The following is a 17,098-nucleotide window of genomic DNA, read 5'->3' on the forward strand; positions in this document are numbered from 1 at the left end:
CAGGCGGCCCGCCGGCCGCCACCACAACAAGAAACCTCTGATCCCGTGAGGATGCCGCAATGGCTTTCGAGGCAATGTTCCAGCCGATCCAGATCGGCAAGCTGACCATCCGCAACCGCGTGCTCTCCACCGCCCACGCCGAGGTCTACGCCACCGACGGCGGCATGACCACCGAGCGCTACGTGAAGTACTACGAGGAGAAGGCCAAGGGCGGCATCGGCCTGGCCATCTGCGGCGGTTCCTCGGTGGTCGCCATCGACAGCCCGCAGGAGTGGTGGAGCTCGGTGAACCTGTCCACCGACCGCATCATCCCGCACTTCCAGAACCTGGCCGAGGCCATGCACAAGCATGGGGCCAAGATCATGATCCAGATTACCCACATGGGCCGCCGCTCGCGCTGGGACGGCTTCAACTGGCCGACGCTGATGTCGCCCTCGGGCATCCGCGAGCCGGTGCACCGCGCCACCTGCAAGACCATCGAGCCGGAAGAGATCTGGCGGGTGATCGGCAACTACGCGCAGGCCGCGCGCCGGGCGAAGGAAGGCGGCCTGGACGGCGTCGAGCTGTCCGCCGTGCACCAGCACATGATCGACCAGTTCTGGAGCCCGCGCGTCAACAAGCGCACCGACGAATGGGGCGGCACCTTCGAGGGCCGCATGAAGTTCGGCCTGGAAGTGCTCAAGGCCGTGCGCAAAGAGGTCGGTGACGACTTCTGCGTCGGCATGCGCATCTGCGGCGACGAGTTTCACCCCGACGGCCTGTCCCACGAGGACATGAAGCAGATCGCCAAGTACTACAGCGACACCGGCATGCTCGACTTCATCGGCGTGGTCGGCTCCGGCTGCGACACCCACAACACCCTGGCCAACGTCATCCCCAACATGACCTACCCGCCGGAGCCCTTCCTGCACCTGGCGGCGGGCATCAAGGAAGTGGTCAACGTGCCGGTGCTGCACGCGCAGAACATCAAGGACCCGAACCAGGCCACGCGCATCCTCGAAGGCGGCTACGTGGACATGGTCGGCATGACCCGCGCGCACATCGCCGACCCGCACCTGATCGCCAAGATCAAGATGGGCCAGGTTGACCAGATCAAGCAGTGCGTCGGCGCCAACTACTGCATCGACCGCCAGTACCAGGGCCTGGACGTGCTGTGCATCCAGAACGCCGCCACCAGCCGCGAATACATGGGCGTGCCGCACATCATCGAGAAGACCACCGGCGTGAAGCGCAAGGTCGTGGTCGTCGGTGGCGGCCCGGCCGGGATGGAGGCCGCGCGGGTAGCGGCCGAGCGCGGGCACGACGTGACCCTGTTCGAGAAGAAGGACCAGCTCGGCGGGCAGATCACCACCGCCTCGAAAGCGCCGCAGCGCGACCAGATCGCCGGCATCACCCGCTGGTACCAGCTGGAGCTGGCGCGCCTGGGCATCGACCTGCGCCTGGGCACCGCGGCGGACGCTGACACCATCCTCGACCTGCGCCCGGACGTGGTGGTGCTGGCCAACGGCGGCCACCCGTTCCTCGAACAGAACGAACACTGGGGCGCCGCCGAGGGCCTGGTGGTGAGCAGCTGGGACATCCTCGACGGCAAGGTGGCGCCCGGCAAGAACGTGCTGGTCTACGACACCATCTGCGAGTTCAGCGGCATGTCGGTGGCCGACTTCCTCGCCGACAAGGGCGCGCTGGTGGAAATCGTCACCGACGACATCAAGCCCGGCGTGGCCATCGGCGGCACCACCTTCCCCACCTACTACCGCAGCATGTACCCCAAGGAAGTGATCATGACCGGCGACCTGATGCTGGAAAAGGTCTACCGCGAGGGCGACAAGCTGGTGGCGGTGCTGGAGAACGAATACACCGGCGCGAAAGAGGAGCGGGTGGTCGACCAGGTGGTGGTGGAGAACGGCGTGCGCCCGGACGAGAGCCTGTACTACGCGCTCAAGCAGGGCTCGCGCAACAAGGGCCAGATCGACGTCGAGGCGCTGTTCGCGATCAAGCCGCAGCCGTGCCTGAGCGAGCCGGGCGACGGCTACCTGCTGTTCCGCATCGGCGACTGCGTGGCCCAGCGCAACACCCACGCGGCGATCTACGACGCGCTGCGGTTGTGCAAGGACTTTTAAAGAAGCTTGAAGCTGGAGGCTTGAAGCTGGAAGCGAAGGGCGGCCCGAACCGCTTCCAGCTTCCAGCTTCCAGCTTCCGGCTCCCCCAACCGGGTGAGCTGCAATGCTGAATATCATTCTTCCCCTCCTGCTCTTCGCCGCCCTGGCCCTCGCCGTGCTGGGCGCCGTGAAGCGCTTCGCCATGTGGCGCCGCGGGCGGCCCGCGCCGGTCGACTGGCTCGGCGGCCTGCTGGCCATGCCGCGGCGCTACCTGGTGGACCTGCACCATGTGGTCGAGCGCGACAAGTACATGTCCAGGACCCACGTGGCCACCGCCGGCGGCTTCGTCCTGGCGGCGCTGCTGGCCATCGTCGTGCACGGCTTCGGCCTGCACAGCCGGATCCTCGGCTTCGCCCTGCTGGCGGCCACGGCGCTGATGTTCGGCGGCGCGCTGTTCGTCGCCAAGCGCCGCCTCGACCCGCCGTCGCGGCTGTCGAAGGGCCCGTGGATGCGCCTGCCGAAGAGCCTGTTGATGTTCTCGGCGAGCTTCTTCATCGCCACGCTGCCCGTGGCCGGGATTCTTCCTGAAGGTTTCGGTGGCTGGCTCCTGGCGGCCATCCTCGCCATCGGCGTGGCCTGGGGCGTGTCCGAGCTGTTCTTCGGCATGACCTGGGGTGGGCCGATGAAGCACGCCTTCGCCGGCGCCCTGCACCTGGCCTGGCACCGCCGCGCCGAGCGCTTCGCTGGCGGCCGCTCCACCGGCCTGAAAGCCCTCGACCTCAGCGACCCCATGGCCCCGCTGGGCGTGGAAAAACCCACCGACTTCACCTGGAACCAGTTGCTCGGCTTCGACGCCTGCGTGCAGTGCGGCAAGTGCGAGGCCATGTGCCCGGCCTTCGCCGCCGGCCAGCCGCTGAACCCGAAGAAGCTGATCCAGGACATGGTCATCGGCCTGGCCGGCGGCAACGATGCCAAGTTCGCCGGCTCGCCCTATCCCGGAAAGCCGCTCGGCGAACACAGCGGCGGCCCGCACCTGCCCATAGTCGCGCTGGAAGGCAAGGCCCTGGTGGATGCCGAGACGCTGTGGTCGTGCACCACCTGCCGCGCCTGCGTCGAGGAATGCCCGATGATGATCGAGCACGTCGACGCCATCGTCGACATGCGCCGCCACCTCACCCTGGAAAAGGGCGCCACCCCGAACAAGGGCGCCGAGGTGCTGGAGAACCTGATCGCCACCGACAACCCCGGCGGCTTCGCCCCCGGTGGCCGGCTGAACTGGGCGGCCGACCTGAACCTGCCGCTGATGAGCGAGCAGAAGCAGGCCGACGTGCTGTTCTGGGTCGGCGACGGCGCCTTCGACATGCGCAACCAGCGCACCCTGCGCGCCTTCGTGAAGATCCTCAAGGCGGCGAAAGTCGACTTCGCCGTGCTCGGCCTGGAAGAACGCGACAGCGGCGACGTGGCCCGCCGCCTGGGCGACGAGGCGACCTTCCAGAGCCTGGCCAAACGCAATATCGCCACCCTGGCGCAGTACCGCTTCAAGCGCATCGTCAGCTGCGACCCGCACAGCTTCCATGTGCTGAAGAACGAATATGGCGCCCTGGGCGGCAGCTACGACGTGCTGCACCACAGCACCTTCATCGACGAGCTGGTGAAGAGCGGCGCGCTGCAGCTGGGCCAGAGCAAGGCCGACAGCGTGACCTACCACGACCCCTGCTACCTGGGCCGCTACAACGGCGAGTACGAAGCACCACGCGCTGTGCTCAAGGCCATCGGCATCGAGGTGAAGGAGATGCAACGCTCCGGCTTCCGCTCGCGCTGCTGCGGCGGTGGCGGCGGCGCGCCGATCACCGACATCCCCGGCAAGCAGCGGATTCCGGACATGCGCATGGTCGACATCAAGGAGACCGGCGCCGAGCTGGTGGCCGTGGGTTGCCCGCAGTGCACCGCGATGCTCGAAGGCGTGGTGGCGCCGCGGCCGGAGATCAGGGACATCGCCGAGCTGGTGGCGGAGGTGCTGATCGAGAGCGCGGAGGCGCCGGCAAAAAAGCCGGCGGCGGTTAAGCGGGAAGAAGTGGTGGGGGTGCATTGATGATTCGGACGACTTCAGGCCTTGGCCGTGTGCCGGCGGTGAGTCCGCAGGCCCTCTCCCTAACCCTCTCCCTGAAGGGAGAGGGGACCGTCTCTGCCACGGCGAATATCGGCTTTAGCCGGGTTGCCCGCTGCGCCATTACTTACAGGGAAGCTCGGGTAGCTCCCTCTCCCTTCGGAGCGGGGCGCGCAGCCAGGGCGGGGGGAGAGGGCGGCCCGGGCCTCGATGCCAGCCCGTTCGCGAGCAAGCTCGCTCCTACGAAAAGCCCAGGCTCCCTGGAGGTCCAAGCATGAGCGACATCATCCGCCGCGACCCACGCGCCGAGTGGATCGCCCGCAACCGCCTGCACCCGCTGCACGCGGCCATGCAGTCCGCCCAGGGTGGCGAGGTGCGCTGGATGGGCCCCAACGGCCTGATCCGCAAGAACCTCCACGCCGTTGGCTTCATCGGTCCCAACGGCGTCAAGCGCATCGACCGCTCCGGCGGCCAGCAGGGCACAGTCGGCAAGCGCTCCAGTGCGCCGGAAGTGGTGCAGCTGCCGCTGCAGGTCATCGAGCAACCGGCGTTCTACATCGCCGTGGTGCCGGACATGGTCGGCGGCCGCCTCTCCAGCCACGATCGCGACCTGCTGGGCCTGGCCCGCAAGCTCGCCGGCGACGCGGGCGCGGTGCTGGCCATCGTCTTCGGCGAACATAAGGAAAGCGCCTTCGACACCGCCGGCGTCGACCGCCTGCTGCAGGTCGAGGGCGACGAATACGAAGGCTACGCCCCGGAACAGCGGGTGCTGGCACTGCGCGCCGTGGACGGCCAGTTCGTGCCGCGCCACTGGCTGCTGCCCGACAGCCGCACCGGTGGCGGCGAACTGGGCCGGCGCCTGGCCGCCAGCCTTGGCGAGCGCCCGGCCACCCGCGTCTGGCAGGCCGAAGGCGAGCGCTGCATCGGCCGCGCCGGCGCCGGCCAGCAGGACCTGCAGCGGCCGCTGGCGCGCCTGATCCTGGCCGCCGCCGAGTGCGCCGAGCCGGTCAGCGAGACGCGCCACGAGGCCTGCCCGGTCGCCCTGGAAGGCGGCGTGGCGCGCAACCTGCCGCGCATCGAGGACCTCGGCCCGGTGGCCGTGGACCCGGCGCAGATTCCCATGGCCGAGGCCGAATTCATCCTCTCCGGCGGCAACGGCGTGCGCGACTGGGAGCTGTTCCACCGCGCCGCCGCGGCCCTGGGCGCCACCGAAGGCGCCTCGCGGGTGGCGGTGGACGACGGCCACATGCCGCGCAACCGCCAGGTCGGCGCCACCGGCACCTGGGTCACCGCACGCGTCTACCTCGCCGTCGGCATCTCCGGCGCCATCCAGCACCTGCAAGGCATCGGCGCCTGCGACAAGGTGGTGGCGGTGAACATGGACCCCGGCTGCGACATGATCAAACGCGCCGACCTTTCGGTGATCGGCGATTCCACGGCGATTCTGCAGGCGCTGATCCGCCTGGCCGAGGAGTACCGCCAGGGAGGGGCTCGCGATGCGGCTTGAGAGCGGCTGCAGGCGACAGGCTGCAGGCCGCAGGCAAGTGCGCAACATGGTGCTGGCCCTTATTCATAGGTACGAACAATGACCGACCTGAACATCGTCACCCTGGTCTCCATCGGCGCCCACCCGGCCTCCGGCCGCGCCCGCCGCGCCGAGCAGGATGCCCGCGCCGTCGAACTGGGCCTGCGCCTGGCCGGCAAGCGCCTGCAGGTGCTGCACGCCGGCAACCCGCAGGAAGAGGCGCTGCGCAGCTACCTGGGCATGGGCCTGGACGAGCTGGCGGTGCTGGAACAACCAGCCGGCGCCGACGCCTTGCCGGCGCTGGTCGACTACCTCGGCGGCGCCGGCGCGCAACTGGTGCTCACCGGCAGCCAGGCCGAGACCGGCGAAGGCTCCGGCATGCTGCCGTTCCTGCTCGCCGAACGCCTGGGCTGGCCGCTGGTGGTGGGCCTGGCCGAGGTGGAGAAGGTCGAGGGCGGCAGCGCCCAGGTGCTGCAGGCCCTGCCGCGCGGCCAGCGGCGCCGGCTGAAGGTGCGCCTGCCCTTCGTCGCCAGCGTCGACAACGCCGCCCCGGTGGCGCGCCAGAGCGCCTTCGGCCCGGCCCGCCGTGGCTTCATCGAGGCCCACGAGGTGGAGGTCGTCGAGGACGACCTGCTCGCCGCCGGCAGCCTGCAACCGGCGCGCCCGCGGCCCAAGCGGCTCAAGGTGATCAAGGCCAAGACCGGCGCCGAACGCATGAAGGCCGCTACCGCCAAGGCCTCCGGCGGCACCGGCCAGGTGCTCAAGGACCTGTCCCCGGAGGCGGGCGCCGAAGCCATCTTCAAGCTGCTGCGCGAGGAAGGCGTGATCCGCTGAACTTGCCGACCGCGTCGATGCGCTCTTCGTAGGATGGGTTGAGCTTGCGATACCCATCGCCATGGTCTGATGGGTATCGCTTCGCTCAACCCATCCTACGGAGGTTCGTCGCGCGATCAACCTGCTGAAATGGCACGAAATTCAGCGTCTAAGCTATTGAATTGACAGCATACTTTCCGTCAGGAAAGCGTGTATTTCCCTGGCCGCACAGGCGACTTTTCTTTATCCTCCGCGACCTTTACCACGGCCTCGGAGACTCCCATGCTCGACAGCACTATCGAACAGCTCGAACAACTGGTGGCTGAGCTGCTGCAGCAGAACAAGCAACTGGCCGACGACAACGCCCAACTGCGCGACAGCCTCGGCAAGGCCAGCGAAGACAACGACGCCCTGCAACTGCAGCTGATGGAGCAGGAAGAGAAGCACAACGCCACCGCCGTGCGCCTGCAGGCCCTGGTCCGCCGCGTCAGCGACAGCCGCGCCAGCGCATGAGCGACGACGGCGTGCGCGTCCTGCGCATCCTCGGCCGCGACTACAGCGTCAAGGCGCCGGCCGGCGAGGAGCGCGCCCTGCAGGAGGCCGCCGCCCTGTTGCAGGCGGAGATCGCCGCCGCCAAGCAGAAATTCCCCTACGTCACCAGCAACGAGCTGTTGCTGCTCAGTGCCTTGAACCTGTGCGCCCGCCAACTGGCGCCGCGCGGGGAGGCTGAAGAGGGTGACGAACGTGCGGTGGAGCGTCTTGCGGCGCTCAATCGGCGTATTCGTGCGCATTTGCAGGCGCAGGATTGATCTTTGCCCTGGGCCTTGGTGCTCGGGAATAGAGCCCCTCTCCCCCCGCCCTCTCCCTGAAGGGAGAGGGGGCCAGGCCGTGCCGAGAGAAGATATGGTTTCACTCTGAAACCCACGGAGCCGCCGGCTGACTCAGGAGTATCCAAGCACTCCGAACAGTCCCCTCTCCCTTCAGGGAGAGGGTTAGGGAGAGGGCGCTCTTTCTCACCGGCCAGCACCGTTCGCGAGCAAGCTCGCTCCTACGAAAAGTAGCAGCCACCCCCCAAACCCCAGGCAAAAAAAAAGGGACACCACAATCCGTGGCGTCCCTATGAATGGAGAGAGGGCTGAATATCCTCTCGACCGGTGAGACGTGGCGCTGCGGGCAAGCCCGTCGCGCCGGGCATAAAAGAAGGGACGGGGGATAGCCCATCCCTGAAGGGTGAGAGGCGGGTACTGCCCCTCGACCGGTGAGTCGTGCCCGGCTCGCGCCGGGCGGTGGATCAGGCGCGCAGCGGGATCAGGCGCGGGGCGATCATGTTTTCCGGGCGCAGGATGTCGGCCAGGGTGGCCTCGTCCAGCAGCTTCTCCTCGCGCACCAGCTCCAGCACGCCGCGGCCGGTTTCCAGCGCCACCTTGGCGATGCGGGTGGCGTTCTCGTAGCCGATGTACGGGTTCAGCGCGGTGACCAGGCCGATGCTGTGCTCCACCAACTGGTGGCAGCGTTCGACGTTGGCGGTGATGCCGGTGATGCAGTGCTCGCGCAGCATGTCCATGGCGCGTTGCAGCAGGCGGATCGAGTCGAAGATCTTGTAGGCGATCAGCGGCTCCATCACGTTCAGCTGCAGCTGGCCGCCCTCGGCGGCGATGGTCAGCGCCAGGTCGTTGCCCATGATCTCGAAGGCGCACATGTTCACCGCCTCCGGGATCACCGGGTTGACCTTGCCCGGCATGATCGAGCTGCCCGGCTGGCGCGGCGGCAGGTTGATCTCGTTGATGCCGGTGCGCGGGCCGCTGGAGAGCAGGCGCAGGTCGTTGCAGATCTTCGACAGCTTGACCGCGGTGCGCTTGAGCATGCCGGAGAACAGCACGAAGGCGCCCATGTCCGAGGTGGCCTCGATCAGGTCGGCGGCCGGCTTCAGCGGCTGGCCGCTGATGGCGGCCAGGCGTTCCACGGCCAGGTGCTGGTAGCCGGGGTCGGCGTTGATGCCGGTGCCGATGGCGGTGCCGCCGAGGTTCACTTCGGTCAGCAGTTCCGGGGCCAGGCGGCGCAGGCGGTCGAGGTCTTCGCCCAGGGTGGTGGCGAAGGCGTGGAATTCCTGGCCGAGGGTCATGGGCACCGCGTCCTGCAGCTGGGTGCGGCCCATCTTCAGGACGTTGGCGAACTCCTCGCCCTTGGCGGCGAAGGCCTGGATCAGGCTGTCGAGGCTGGCCAGCAGGGTGTCGTGGCCCAGCAGCAGGCCCAGGCGGATGGCGGTCGGGTAGGCGTCGTTGGTCGACTGCGCCATGTTCACGTCGTTGTTTGGGTGCAGGTACTTGTACTCGCCCTTGGCGTGGCCCATCGCTTCCAGGGCGATGTTGGCGATCACTTCGTTGGCGTTCATGTTGGTGGAGGTACCGGCGCCACCCTGGATCATGTCCACCACGAACTGGTCGTGGAAGTCACCGCGGATCAGGCGAGCGCAGGCTTCGCTGATGGCGGCGTGTTTCTCGCCGGGCAGGTGGCCCAGCTTGTGGTTCGCATCGGCCGCGGCCTGCTTGACCATCGCCAGGGCGACGACCAGCTTCGGGTAGTGCGACAGCGGCACACCGGAAAGGCGGAAGTTGTTCACAGCGCGCAGGGTCTGGATGCCGTAGTAGGCGTCAGAAGGTACTTCGAGGGTGCCGAGGAGGTCTTTCTCGATGCGGAACGATGCAACAGGGGACATGATGAGATTTTTCTCAGGAGAACACGGCCAGCGCCGCGATGCCCACTAGACTAGGGATTTCGCCGATCGTCGGCCAATGCTGTTGGAAGCTGTCTCATGCACAAACGGCATAATGTATTCTGTGACGACCTGATGACGGCGAGCGTATGGCCATGCTACGCGCGCCCGTTCATCCACTGACCGATCGATCAAGACCATCCCGCCGCGCCGGGAGGAGACGACGTGAACCTGGAAACCAAATGGCTTGAGGACTTCAGCACCCTGGCCACCACCCGCAGCTTCTCCCAGGCCGCGGAAAAGCGCTTCGTCACCCAGCCGGCCTTCAGCCGGCGCATCCGCAGCCTGGAGGACGCCCTCGGGCTGACCCTGGTGAACCGCCAGCGCACGCCCATCGAGCTGACCGAGGCCGGGCAGCTGTTCCTGGTCACCGCGCGCGCGGTGGTCGAGCAGCTCGGCCAGGTGGTGCGCCACCTGCACCACCTGGAAGGCGGGCAGGGCGAGGTGCTGCAGTTCGCCGCCGCGCACTCCCTGGCCCTGGGCTTCTTCCCGGCGTGGATCGCCCGGCTGCGCGCCGAGGGCCTGAACATCGCCAGCCGCCTGGTGGCGACTAACGTCGGCGAGGCCGTGCACCTGCTGCGCGAGGGCGGCTGCGACCTGATGCTGGCCTTCTACGACCCGGACGCGGCGCTGCAGATGGACCCGGAAGTGTTCCCCTCGCTGCACCTGGGCCGCACCGAGATGCTCCCGGTATGCGCGGTGAACTCCGCCGGCCTGCCGCTGTACGACCTCGACAGCGGCCAGAGCGTGCCGCTGCTGGCCTACAGCGCCGGCGCCTTCCTCGGCCGCGGCGTCAACCTGCTGCTGCGCCAGCGCAACCTGCGCTACACCACGGTCTACGAGACGGCCATGGCCGACAGCCTGAAGAGCATGGCGCTGCAGGGCATGGGCGTGGCCTGGGTGCCGCGCCTGAGCATGGAGGCGGAGCTGGCCCGCGGCGAGCTGGCGGTGTGCGGCGGCCCGCACTGGGTGGTGCCGCAGGAAATCCGCCTGTACCGCTGCGCCCTGGTGCGCAAGGCGCAGATCCGTTTGCTGTGGCGCAAGCTGGAGGGCGGCCTGGGGCTCGGGGAAACCGCCTGAGGCGGGGCTTGGTGCAGGAGCGAGCTTGCTCGCGAACGGAGCTTGCCCTGAAGACGCAGGATGGGTTGAGCTTGCGATACCCATCGACCGGCGATGATGGGTATCGCTGCGCTCAACGCCATCCTACAAGGCGTGTGGCCTACATCTCGACCACAATCCGCCCCTCGATCTCCCCCGCCCGCATCTTGTCGAAAATTCCGTTGATATCCTCCAGCTTCCCGGCGCTCACCGTCGCCTTCACCAACCCCTCGCCAGCGAAGTCCAGCGCCTCCTGCAGGTCCGCGCGGGTGCCGACGATGGAGCCGGTGATGTGCAGGCCCTTGAGCACCACGTCGAAGATCGGCGTGGGGAAGTCGCCCGGCGGCAGGCCGACCAGGGAGATGGTGCCGCCGCGGCGGGCCATGCCGATGCCCTGGCCGAAGGCGCTGTTGGACACCGCCGTCACCAGCACGCCGTGGGCGCCGCCGATGTCGCGCTGGACCACTTCCACCGGGTTTTCCTTCTTCGCGTTGATGGTCAGGCTGGCGCCGAGCTTGCGCGCCAGCTCCAGCTTGGCGTCGTCCACGTCCACCGCCACGACGTGCAGGCCCATGGCCTTGGCGTACTGCACCGCGACGTGGCCCAGGCCGCCGATGCCGGAGATGGCCACCCACTGGCCGGGGCGTGCCTTGGTTTCCTTCAGGCCCTTGTACACGGTGACGCCCGCGCAGAGGATCGGGGCGATTTCGGTGAAGCCAATGCCCTTGGGCAGGTGGCCGACGAAGTTCGGGTCGGCCAGCACGTATTCGGCGTAGCCGCCGTTCACCGAGTAGCCGGTGTTCTGCTGCTGCGTGCAGAGGGTTTCCCAGCCGGTCAGGCAGTGCTCGCAGCAGCCGCAGGCGGTGTACAGCCAGGGCACGCCGACGCGGTCGCCTTCCTTCACCCGGGTCACCCCGGCGCCCACCGCGGCGACGTAGCCGACGCCCTCGTGGCCGGGAATGAACGGCAGGCTCGGCTTCACCGGCCAGTCGCCCTCGGCGGCGTGCAGGTCGGTGTGGCAGACGCCGGAGGCCTCGATCTTCACCAGGATCTGGCCGGGGCCGGGCAGCGGCACCTTCACTTCTTCCAGGCGCAGCGGCGCGCCGAAGGCGTGCACCACTGCCGCTTTCATGGTCTGGGGCAGGGTCGAGGACATGGCAAGCTCTCCTTGTGCAAACGAACGGGGGCGGGCGAAAACCGGTCTGCGCCGCGGGTTGCATCAGTCTGAGCCCTTGAGCCTAGGCGATATTGAGCTGGAGCAAGAACCGCGCGCCTCATCCCTTGGCAGCACCCGCCCAACGGCCCGCGCACGGACTCCACGAACGGCGCGGCCTTGCGGTATACTGCGCCGCCTCCGAACCGGCCCCGCTCGTCGGTTCGTCCATGTACAAGCCACGCCCGGGACCGGAATGCGTGGCTTGTTGGTTTTTGACGCGCGGCACGCGCACCACCAAGAGGCACGACGATGAGCGTACTGGTTGGCGTGATCATGGGCTCCAAGTCCGACTGGAGCACCCTTAGTCACACCGCGGACATGCTGGACAAGCTGGGCATCCCCCATGAAGTGAAGGTGGTTTCCGCCCACCGCACCCCGGACCTGCTGTTCCAGTACGCCGAAGAGGCCGAAGGCCGCGGCATCGAAGTGATCATCGCCGGCGCCGGCGGCGCCGCCCACCTGCCGGGCATGTGCGCGGCCAAGACGCACCTGCCGGTGCTCGGCGTGCCGGTGCAGTCGTCCATGCTCTCGGGCGTCGATTCGCTGCTGTCCATCGTGCAGATGCCCGGCGGCGTGCCGGTCGCCACCCTGGCCATCGGCAAGGCCGGCGCCATCAACGCCGCGCTGCTGGCGGCGAGCATCCTCGGCGGCAAGCACCCGCAGTACCACGACGCGCTCAAGCGCTTCCGCACCGAGCAGACCACCTCGGTGCTGGACAACCCCGACCCCCGCGAGGCCTGAGCAGAACCATGAAGATCGGTGTCATCGGTGGCGGCCAGCTGGGCCGCATGCTGTCCCTGGCGGGCACCCCGCTGGGCATGGATTTCGCCTTCCTCGACCCGGCGCCGGACGCCTGCGCCCAGGCCCTGGGCGAGCACATCCGCGCGGACTACAGCGATCAGGACCACCTGCGCCAGCTGGCCGACGAAGTGGACCTGGTGACCTTCGAGTTCGAGAGCGTGCCGGCCGAGACCGTGGCCTTCCTCTCGCAGTTCGTCCCGGTCTACCCCTCGGCCTCCGCGCTGCGCATCGCCCGCGACCGCTGGTTCGAGAAGTCGATGTTCAAGGACCTGGGCATTCCCACCCCGGCCTTCGCCGACATCCAGTCCCAGGCCGACCTCGACGCCGCCGCGGCCGGCATCGGCCTGCCGGCGGTGCTCAAGACGCGGACCCTGGGCTACGACGGCAAGGGCCAGAAGGTCCTGCGCAAGCCCGAGGACGTGGCCGGCGCCTTCGCCGAGCTGGGCAGCGTGCCCTGCATCCTCGAAGGCTTCGTGCCCTTCACCGGCGAAGTCTCGCTGGTGGCGGTGCGCGCCCGCGACGGCGAGACGCGCTTCTACCCGCTGGTGCACAACACCCACGAGAACGGCATCCTGCGCCTGTCCGTGGCCAGCAGCGAGCACCCGCTGCAGGCTCTGGCCGAGGACTACGTCGGCCGCGTGCTGGACAAGCTGGACTACGTCGGCGTGCTGGCCTTCGAGTTCTTCGAGGTGGACGGCGGCCTGAAGGCCAACGAGATCGCCCCGCGCGTGCACAACTCCGGACACTGGACCATCGAAGGCTCCGAGTGCAGCCAATTCGAGAACCACCTGCGCGCCGTGGCCGGCCTGCCGCTGGGCTCCACCGCCAAGGTGGGCGAGAGCGCCATGCTCAACTTCATCGGCGAAGTGCCGCCGGTGGAAAAGGTGCTGGCCATCGCCGACTGCCACCTGCACCACTACGGCAAGGCCTTCAAGGCCGGGCGCAAGGTCGGCCACGCCACCCTGCGCAGCAAGGACCTGGCTACCCTGAAAGCGCGCATCGGCGAAGTCGAAGCCCTTATCGGCAAGGGCTGACGCGCCTGGCCGCCCGCTTCTCATGGCGGGCGGCCGCACGGAACGCCAGGCTTTCCTACACTGTCTGACAAGGGGCGCGCCGGTTGGCGCGTCCATCCACAGGAGGGAAAGCCATGGGTTTAATCGGAACCATCGTCATCGGCCTGATCGTCGGCCTCATCGCCCGTTTCCTGAAGCCGGGGGACGACAGCATGGGCTGGATCATGACCATTCTGCTGGGCATCGGCGGCTCGCTGCTGGCCACCTACGGCGGCCAGGCCCTGGGCATCTACCAGGCCGGGCAGGCCGCCGGGTTCATCGGCGCGGTGGTCGGCGCGGTGATCCTGCTGGTCATCTACGCCTTCGTGAAGAAGAACTGAGGCTCCACGCCGGGTAGCGCTTCGCGCTGGTCATTTGCCCGGCGATCCCCAAGAATGTGCGCCGATTCCCGCTCGCCCGGCCCGGGCGGGCGGTGAAGGTCATCCGCCGTCTTCCCGTTGCGTGGGCGCCCGCTGCCGGCGCCCGAGAGCCCATTCATGCGCCGTACCCTGCTCGCCTGCAGCCTCGTGCTGCTCACCGGCCTGGCCCATGCCGCCGACATCCCGGAAACCGACTGGCTGCAACTGATGCCGCCCAGCGACCGCAAGGCGCTGGAGGAAATGCCCGAGATCGACCACAACAGCCCGGAAGCCGCCGGCACCTTCACCCAGAAGCAGGGCGGCCTGAAGCAGAAGGGCAAGCTGCCGCAGGTGATGTTCTCGACCAAGACGGTCGCCGCGCTGGACGGCAAGCAGATCCGCCTCGGCGGCTATCCGGTGCCCCTGGAGAACGACGCCAAGGGCCGTGTCACCGAGTTCTTCCTGGTGCCCTACCCGGGCGCCTGCATCCACGTACCGCCGCCGCCGCCGAACCAGATCGTGCTGGTGCGCTACCCCAAGGGCATGAAGATCGACGACATCTACAGCCCGCTATGGGTGACCGGCAAGCTGAAGGTGGAGAAGGTCAGCAACGAGATGGCGGATGCGGCCTACGCGATGGACGAAGCCAAGGTGCGGGCTGTGCAGGATAGTGATCTGTAGGAGCGAGCTTGCTCGCGAACGGTGTTTCCCGGATGCGCTGGTGTGTTGGGTTGACTCCGCTCCCTCTCCCCAGCCCTCGGCTGCGCGCCCCGCCCTGAAGGGAGAGGGGGCTTGTCCGTGCCGAGGGGAGGTGTGGTTTCATCCTGATGGCGCGGAGTAGCCGGCTAACGCCGAAACACCCGAGCACACCGAACGGTCCCCTCTCCCTTCAGGGAGAGGGTTAGGGAGAGGGCGCTCTTCAGGCCCAGCACCGAACCTGGCCGACAGACCCCATTCACTTGGGCAAGCACAAGGCCCCGTAGGATGGTGTTGAGCGAAGCGATACCCATCGCCATGACCGCATGGGTTTCGCAAGCTCAACCCATCCTACGAAAAGCGCAGCCCTAACCCTCCAGCGCTTCGCTCCAGATCTCCACGCTCATCGTCTCGCTCCGCCCCGGCGCCACGCTCAGCACGTCGTCCCACACCCTTGCCGTCTCGATGCACAACATCCTTTGCCAGGCATCGTCGGCGAACTGCGACAGGCGTTGCGCCTTGTCCACCCAGGGGTTCCACAGTACCGCCGAGCGCGAGTGCCCGGCCTGGATGTGGATGCCGCGCTGCCACTGCGGATCGCGGATCACCAGGGGCCGGTCGACGTCCAGGTAGATGCGGTCGGTCTCGCCCTGGATGCGCACCACGCCGTCCTGGCGGCGTTCCTCCCAGTTCTCCAGCGTCTCGATGTAGCGGCAGCCCTGCAGGCCATCGACGCTTACCTGGCGAACGTCGCTGACGGCGAAGTAGGTGTGCAGCGCCTGGCTCAGGGCCAGCGGCTTGTCGCCGAGGTTGCGGGTGGTCAGTTCCAGGCCCAGGCGTTCGCCGAAGCGCATCACCAGGCTCAGTTCGGCGGAGTGGGTCCAGCCCGGCAGGCCCTGCCGGGCGTCGAGCTTCCAGTGTACGGACAGCGCGCCCTGTTCGTCGGCGATGTCGTCCAGTTGCCAGTCGATGCCGCGCACCAGGCCGTGGGCCGGCGGCTGGTCGCCTGCGTATTCGGTGCGCACCTGCACCGGGTTGCGCGCCAGCTCGCCGAACCACGGCCAGCACACCGGCACGCCGCCGCGCAGGGACTGGCCGCGCTTGTACCCGGCCTGCTCGCTGAGCCACACCAGCGGCGGCTGCTCGTGGGGCTGGTAGCTGAGCAACTGGGCGCCCTGCTGGGCGATCAGCGCTTCGCCGAATTCGGTGTGGATGCGCCAGCAGGGCAGCTCGTCGATGGTGGTCTGTTCGACGCGGGGGGTGATGTATGGGCTGCTCATGGAGGCCTCCGGCACAGCAAGGGGAAAGGATTCAGTATCACCGATCCCCCGGCGGCCGGGCAGTTCCCCGAAAAGGCTTTTTTCAGCCCTGGCGCAGGCTTTCCAGGCTGTGCTTCTGGCGCCCCTGGGCGTCGAAGTTGGCCGCGTCGAGCCAGGCTTCGAAGGCCGCCTGGCGCGTCGGCCACTCGCTGTCGAGGATGGAGAACCAGGCGCTGTCGCGGTTGCGGTCCTTGATCACCATGTGCTGGCGGAAGGTGCCCTCGTAGGTGAAGCCCAGGCGCTCGGCGGCGCGCATGGAACGGGCGTTCAGCGCGTTGCACTTCCACTCCAGGCGCCGGTAGCCCAGCTCGAAGGCGCGCCGGGCCAGCAGGTACACCGCCTCGGTGGAGGCAGGGCTGCGCTGCATGACGCGGCCGAAGGCGATGTGGCCGATCTCGATCACGCCGTCCTTGGGCGTGATGCGCAGGAAGCTCAGCAGGCCGGTGATGCGGCCGCTGCTGCGCTCGCGCACGGCGTAGAACTGCGGGTCGGCGCTGGCGGCGTTGCCGGCGATCCAGGCATCGAAGGCGGCGCGCTCGGGGAAGGGGCCGTAGGGCAGGTAGTCCCACAGCACGGGGTCGGATTCCGGGCCTTGCAGGGCTTCCCACAGGTCGTCGCCGTGGCGCGCGGCGTCCAGCGGCTCCAGGTCGAGGTAGCGGCCGTTCAGGGTTTCCCGGGCCGGGGCGGGCACCGGTTGCCAGTGCAGGGCGGGTTGGGTGTCGGTCATGGTCGCGCTCCGGTCAGAGAATCTTGCGGTACTGCACGAAGCCGGAGCGGTCGGCGATCCGGTCGTACAGGTGCATGGCGTCGGTGTTGCTCTCGTGGGTCAGCCAGTGCACCCGAGAGGCGCCGGCTGCGCGGGCCGCGGCGTAGACGTGCTCGATCAGCTCGCGGCCGACGCCGCCGCCGCGCAGGCCTTCGTGGACGTAGAGGTCCTGCAGGTAGACGTAGTCGCCCTGGGTCCAGCAGGAGCGGTGGAAGATGTAGTGGACCATGCCGATGGCCTCGCCGTCGCGCCAGGCGAGGGCGGCGTGCATGGGCTCGGCGGGGTCGAGGAAGCGCTGCCAGGTGACGGCGCTGGTGGCGTCGTCGATCACGGTCTTGTAGAAGCGCTGGTAGCCCTGCCAGAGCGGCAGCCAGGCGGCGTGGTCGTCGGCGCCGACGAGGCGGATTTCGAGCGGTGCGGTCATGGGGTGGCCTTTGTCCTTGGGGTCTGGTGCCAGACTAGAGCGGGAATTGG

At 68.2% G+C, this 17,098-nt stretch carries 16 protein-coding genes; 11 read left to right on the forward strand and 5 right to left on the reverse strand.

Going from position 1 to position 17,098, the window contains the following annotated elements:
• The first annotated feature begins 59 nt into the window (after positions 1 to 59).
• The 6 genes from dgcA to PM1_RS30935 all read left to right on the forward strand — a co-directional run bounded on the left by dgcA (position 60) and on the right by PM1_RS30935 (position 7,353).
• The gene (gene dgcA / locus PM1_RS30910) at positions 60 to 2,120 is read left to right on the forward strand and encodes a dimethylglycine demethylation protein DgcA (RefSeq protein WP_009614264.1); all 2,061 of its coding nucleotides are present in this window, start codon (positions 60 to 62) and stop codon (positions 2,118 to 2,120) included.
• Between the two features lie 103 nt (positions 2,121 to 2,223).
• The gene (gene dgcB / locus PM1_RS30915; protein WP_009614262.1) at positions 2,224 to 4,191 is read left to right on the forward strand and encodes a dimethylglycine demethylation protein DgcB; all 1,968 of its coding nucleotides are present in this window, start codon (positions 2,224 to 2,226) and stop codon (positions 4,189 to 4,191) included.
• Positions 4,192 to 4,480: 289 nt separating this feature from the next.
• On the forward strand, positions 4,481 to 5,713 hold the full coding sequence (etfA, locus tag PM1_RS30920; RefSeq protein ID WP_009614254.1) for an electron transfer flavoprotein subunit alpha: 1,233 nt from the start codon (positions 4,481 to 4,483) through the stop codon (positions 5,711 to 5,713).
• Between the two features lie 78 nt (positions 5,714 to 5,791).
• Positions 5,792 to 6,565 (forward strand): electron transfer flavoprotein subunit beta, encoded by a 774-nt coding sequence (gene etfB / locus PM1_RS30925; RefSeq protein WP_009614253.1) that lies wholly within the window; start codon positions 5,792 to 5,794, stop codon positions 6,563 to 6,565.
• A gap of 261 nt (positions 6,566 to 6,826) precedes the next feature.
• Positions 6,827 to 7,057 carry a hypothetical protein gene (locus PM1_RS30930; protein ID WP_009614252.1) on the forward strand — a complete coding sequence of 77 codons (231 nt, stop codon included), beginning with the start codon at positions 6,827 to 6,829 and terminating at the stop codon, positions 7,055 to 7,057.
• The gene (locus PM1_RS30935; RefSeq protein ID WP_009614251.1) at positions 7,054 to 7,353 is read left to right on the forward strand and encodes a cell division protein ZapA; all 300 of its coding nucleotides are present in this window, start codon (positions 7,054 to 7,056) and stop codon (positions 7,351 to 7,353) included. The genes PM1_RS30930 and PM1_RS30935 overlap by 4 nt, the downstream gene beginning before the upstream one ends.
• Positions 7,354 to 7,835: 482 nt before the next feature.
• Here the strand turns inward: PM1_RS30935 and PM1_RS30940 are convergent, their stop codons facing one another.
• Positions 7,836 to 9,260: an aspartate ammonia-lyase gene (locus PM1_RS30940; protein WP_009614250.1), complete on the reverse strand. Its 1,425-nt coding sequence runs from the start codon at positions 9,258 to 9,260 to the stop codon at positions 7,836 to 7,838.
• A gap of 222 nt (positions 9,261 to 9,482) precedes the next feature.
• Between PM1_RS30940 and PM1_RS30945 the strand changes: the two genes are divergently transcribed.
• The gene (locus PM1_RS30945) at positions 9,483 to 10,397 is read left to right on the forward strand and encodes a LysR substrate-binding domain-containing protein (RefSeq protein ID WP_009614249.1); all 915 of its coding nucleotides are present in this window, start codon (positions 9,483 to 9,485) and stop codon (positions 10,395 to 10,397) included.
• 139 nt (positions 10,398 to 10,536) lie between these two features.
• On the opposite strand, the gene adhP is transcribed toward PM1_RS30945, so the two are convergent.
• Positions 10,537 to 11,571: an alcohol dehydrogenase AdhP gene (adhP, locus tag PM1_RS30950; RefSeq protein ID WP_009614247.1), complete on the reverse strand. Its 1,035-nt coding sequence runs from the start codon at positions 11,569 to 11,571 to the stop codon at positions 10,537 to 10,539.
• 309 nt (positions 11,572 to 11,880) lie between these two features.
• Between adhP and purE the strand changes: the two genes are divergently transcribed.
• From purE to PM1_RS30970, 4 genes are all read left to right on the forward strand, one after another.
• Positions 11,881 to 12,372 carry a 5-(carboxyamino)imidazole ribonucleotide mutase gene (purE, locus tag PM1_RS30955; RefSeq protein ID WP_009614245.1) on the forward strand — a complete coding sequence of 164 codons (492 nt, stop codon included), beginning with the start codon at positions 11,881 to 11,883 and terminating at the stop codon, positions 12,370 to 12,372.
• An 8-nt stretch (positions 12,373 to 12,380) separates the two neighbouring features.
• The gene (locus tag PM1_RS30960; protein WP_009614242.1) at positions 12,381 to 13,466 is read left to right on the forward strand and encodes a 5-(carboxyamino)imidazole ribonucleotide synthase; all 1,086 of its coding nucleotides are present in this window, start codon (positions 12,381 to 12,383) and stop codon (positions 13,464 to 13,466) included.
• Between the two features lie 113 nt (positions 13,467 to 13,579).
• Complete coding sequence (locus tag PM1_RS30965) at positions 13,580 to 13,825, forward strand: GlsB/YeaQ/YmgE family stress response membrane protein (RefSeq protein ID WP_009614240.1); 246 nt, start codon at positions 13,580 to 13,582, stop codon at positions 13,823 to 13,825.
• Positions 13,826 to 13,981: 156 nt separating this feature from the next.
• A complete protein-coding gene (locus PM1_RS30970; RefSeq protein ID WP_009614238.1) occupies positions 13,982 to 14,524 on the forward strand; it encodes a DUF3299 domain-containing protein in 543 nt (180 codons plus the stop codon).
• 383 nt (positions 14,525 to 14,907) lie between these two features.
• On the opposite strand, the gene PM1_RS30975 is transcribed toward PM1_RS30970, so the two are convergent.
• From PM1_RS30975 to PM1_RS30985, 3 genes are all read right to left on the reverse strand, one after another.
• Positions 14,908 to 15,819, reverse strand: a complete 912-nt coding sequence (locus tag PM1_RS30975) for a D-hexose-6-phosphate mutarotase (protein WP_009614236.1) — start codon at positions 15,817 to 15,819, stop codon at positions 14,908 to 14,910.
• 82 nt (positions 15,820 to 15,901) lie between these two features.
• Positions 15,902 to 16,585 (reverse strand): GNAT family N-acetyltransferase, encoded by a 684-nt coding sequence (locus PM1_RS30980; RefSeq protein WP_009614234.1) that lies wholly within the window; start codon positions 16,583 to 16,585, stop codon positions 15,902 to 15,904.
• 13 nt (positions 16,586 to 16,598) lie between these two features.
• On the reverse strand, positions 16,599 to 17,048 hold the full coding sequence (locus PM1_RS30985) for a GNAT family N-acetyltransferase (RefSeq protein ID WP_009614232.1): 450 nt from the start codon (positions 17,046 to 17,048) through the stop codon (positions 16,599 to 16,601).
• Between the last annotated feature and the right edge of the window lie 50 nt (positions 17,049 to 17,098).

The organism is Pseudomonas sp. M1, from assembly GCF_022760135.1.
GTDB classification, from domain to species: domain Bacteria; phylum Pseudomonadota; class Gammaproteobacteria; order Pseudomonadales; family Pseudomonadaceae; genus Pseudomonas; species Pseudomonas citronellolis.

Excerpts from the sequence above, each read along its gene's own strand:
- PM1_RS30960 (WP_009614242.1), top strand. The coding sequence starts at position 12,381 with ATGAAGATCGGTGTCATCGGTGGCGGCCAGCTGGGCCGCATGCTGTCC.
- dgcB (WP_009614262.1), top strand. The coding sequence starts at position 2,224 with ATGCTGAATATCATTCTTCCCCTCCTGCTCTTCGCCGCCCTGGCCCTC.
- PM1_RS30965 (WP_009614240.1), top strand. The coding sequence starts at position 13,580 with ATGGGTTTAATCGGAACCATCGTCATCGGCCTGATCGTCGGCCTCATC.
- PM1_RS30940 (WP_009614250.1), bottom strand. The coding sequence starts at position 9,260 with ATGTCCCCTGTTGCATCGTTCCGCATCGAGAAAGACCTCCTCGGCACC.
- PM1_RS30985 (WP_009614232.1), bottom strand. The coding sequence starts at position 17,048 with ATGACCGCACCGCTCGAAATCCGCCTCGTCGGCGCCGACGACCACGCC.
- PM1_RS30970 (WP_009614238.1), top strand. The coding sequence starts at position 13,982 with ATGCGCCGTACCCTGCTCGCCTGCAGCCTCGTGCTGCTCACCGGCCTG.
- PM1_RS30975 (WP_009614236.1), bottom strand. The coding sequence starts at position 15,819 with ATGAGCAGCCCATACATCACCCCCCGCGTCGAACAGACCACCATCGAC.
- adhP (WP_009614247.1), bottom strand. The coding sequence starts at position 11,571 with ATGTCCTCGACCCTGCCCCAGACCATGAAAGCGGCAGTGGTGCACGCC.
- etfB (WP_009614253.1), top strand. The coding sequence starts at position 5,792 with ATGACCGACCTGAACATCGTCACCCTGGTCTCCATCGGCGCCCACCCG.
- etfA (WP_009614254.1), top strand. The coding sequence starts at position 4,481 with ATGAGCGACATCATCCGCCGCGACCCACGCGCCGAGTGGATCGCCCGC.
- PM1_RS30935 (WP_009614251.1), top strand. The coding sequence starts at position 7,054 with ATGAGCGACGACGGCGTGCGCGTCCTGCGCATCCTCGGCCGCGACTAC.
- PM1_RS30930 (WP_009614252.1), top strand. The coding sequence starts at position 6,827 with ATGCTCGACAGCACTATCGAACAGCTCGAACAACTGGTGGCTGAGCTG.
- dgcA (WP_009614264.1), top strand. The coding sequence starts at position 60 with ATGGCTTTCGAGGCAATGTTCCAGCCGATCCAGATCGGCAAGCTGACC.
- purE (WP_009614245.1), top strand. The coding sequence starts at position 11,881 with ATGAGCGTACTGGTTGGCGTGATCATGGGCTCCAAGTCCGACTGGAGC.
- PM1_RS30980 (WP_009614234.1), bottom strand. The coding sequence starts at position 16,585 with ATGACCGACACCCAACCCGCCCTGCACTGGCAACCGGTGCCCGCCCCG.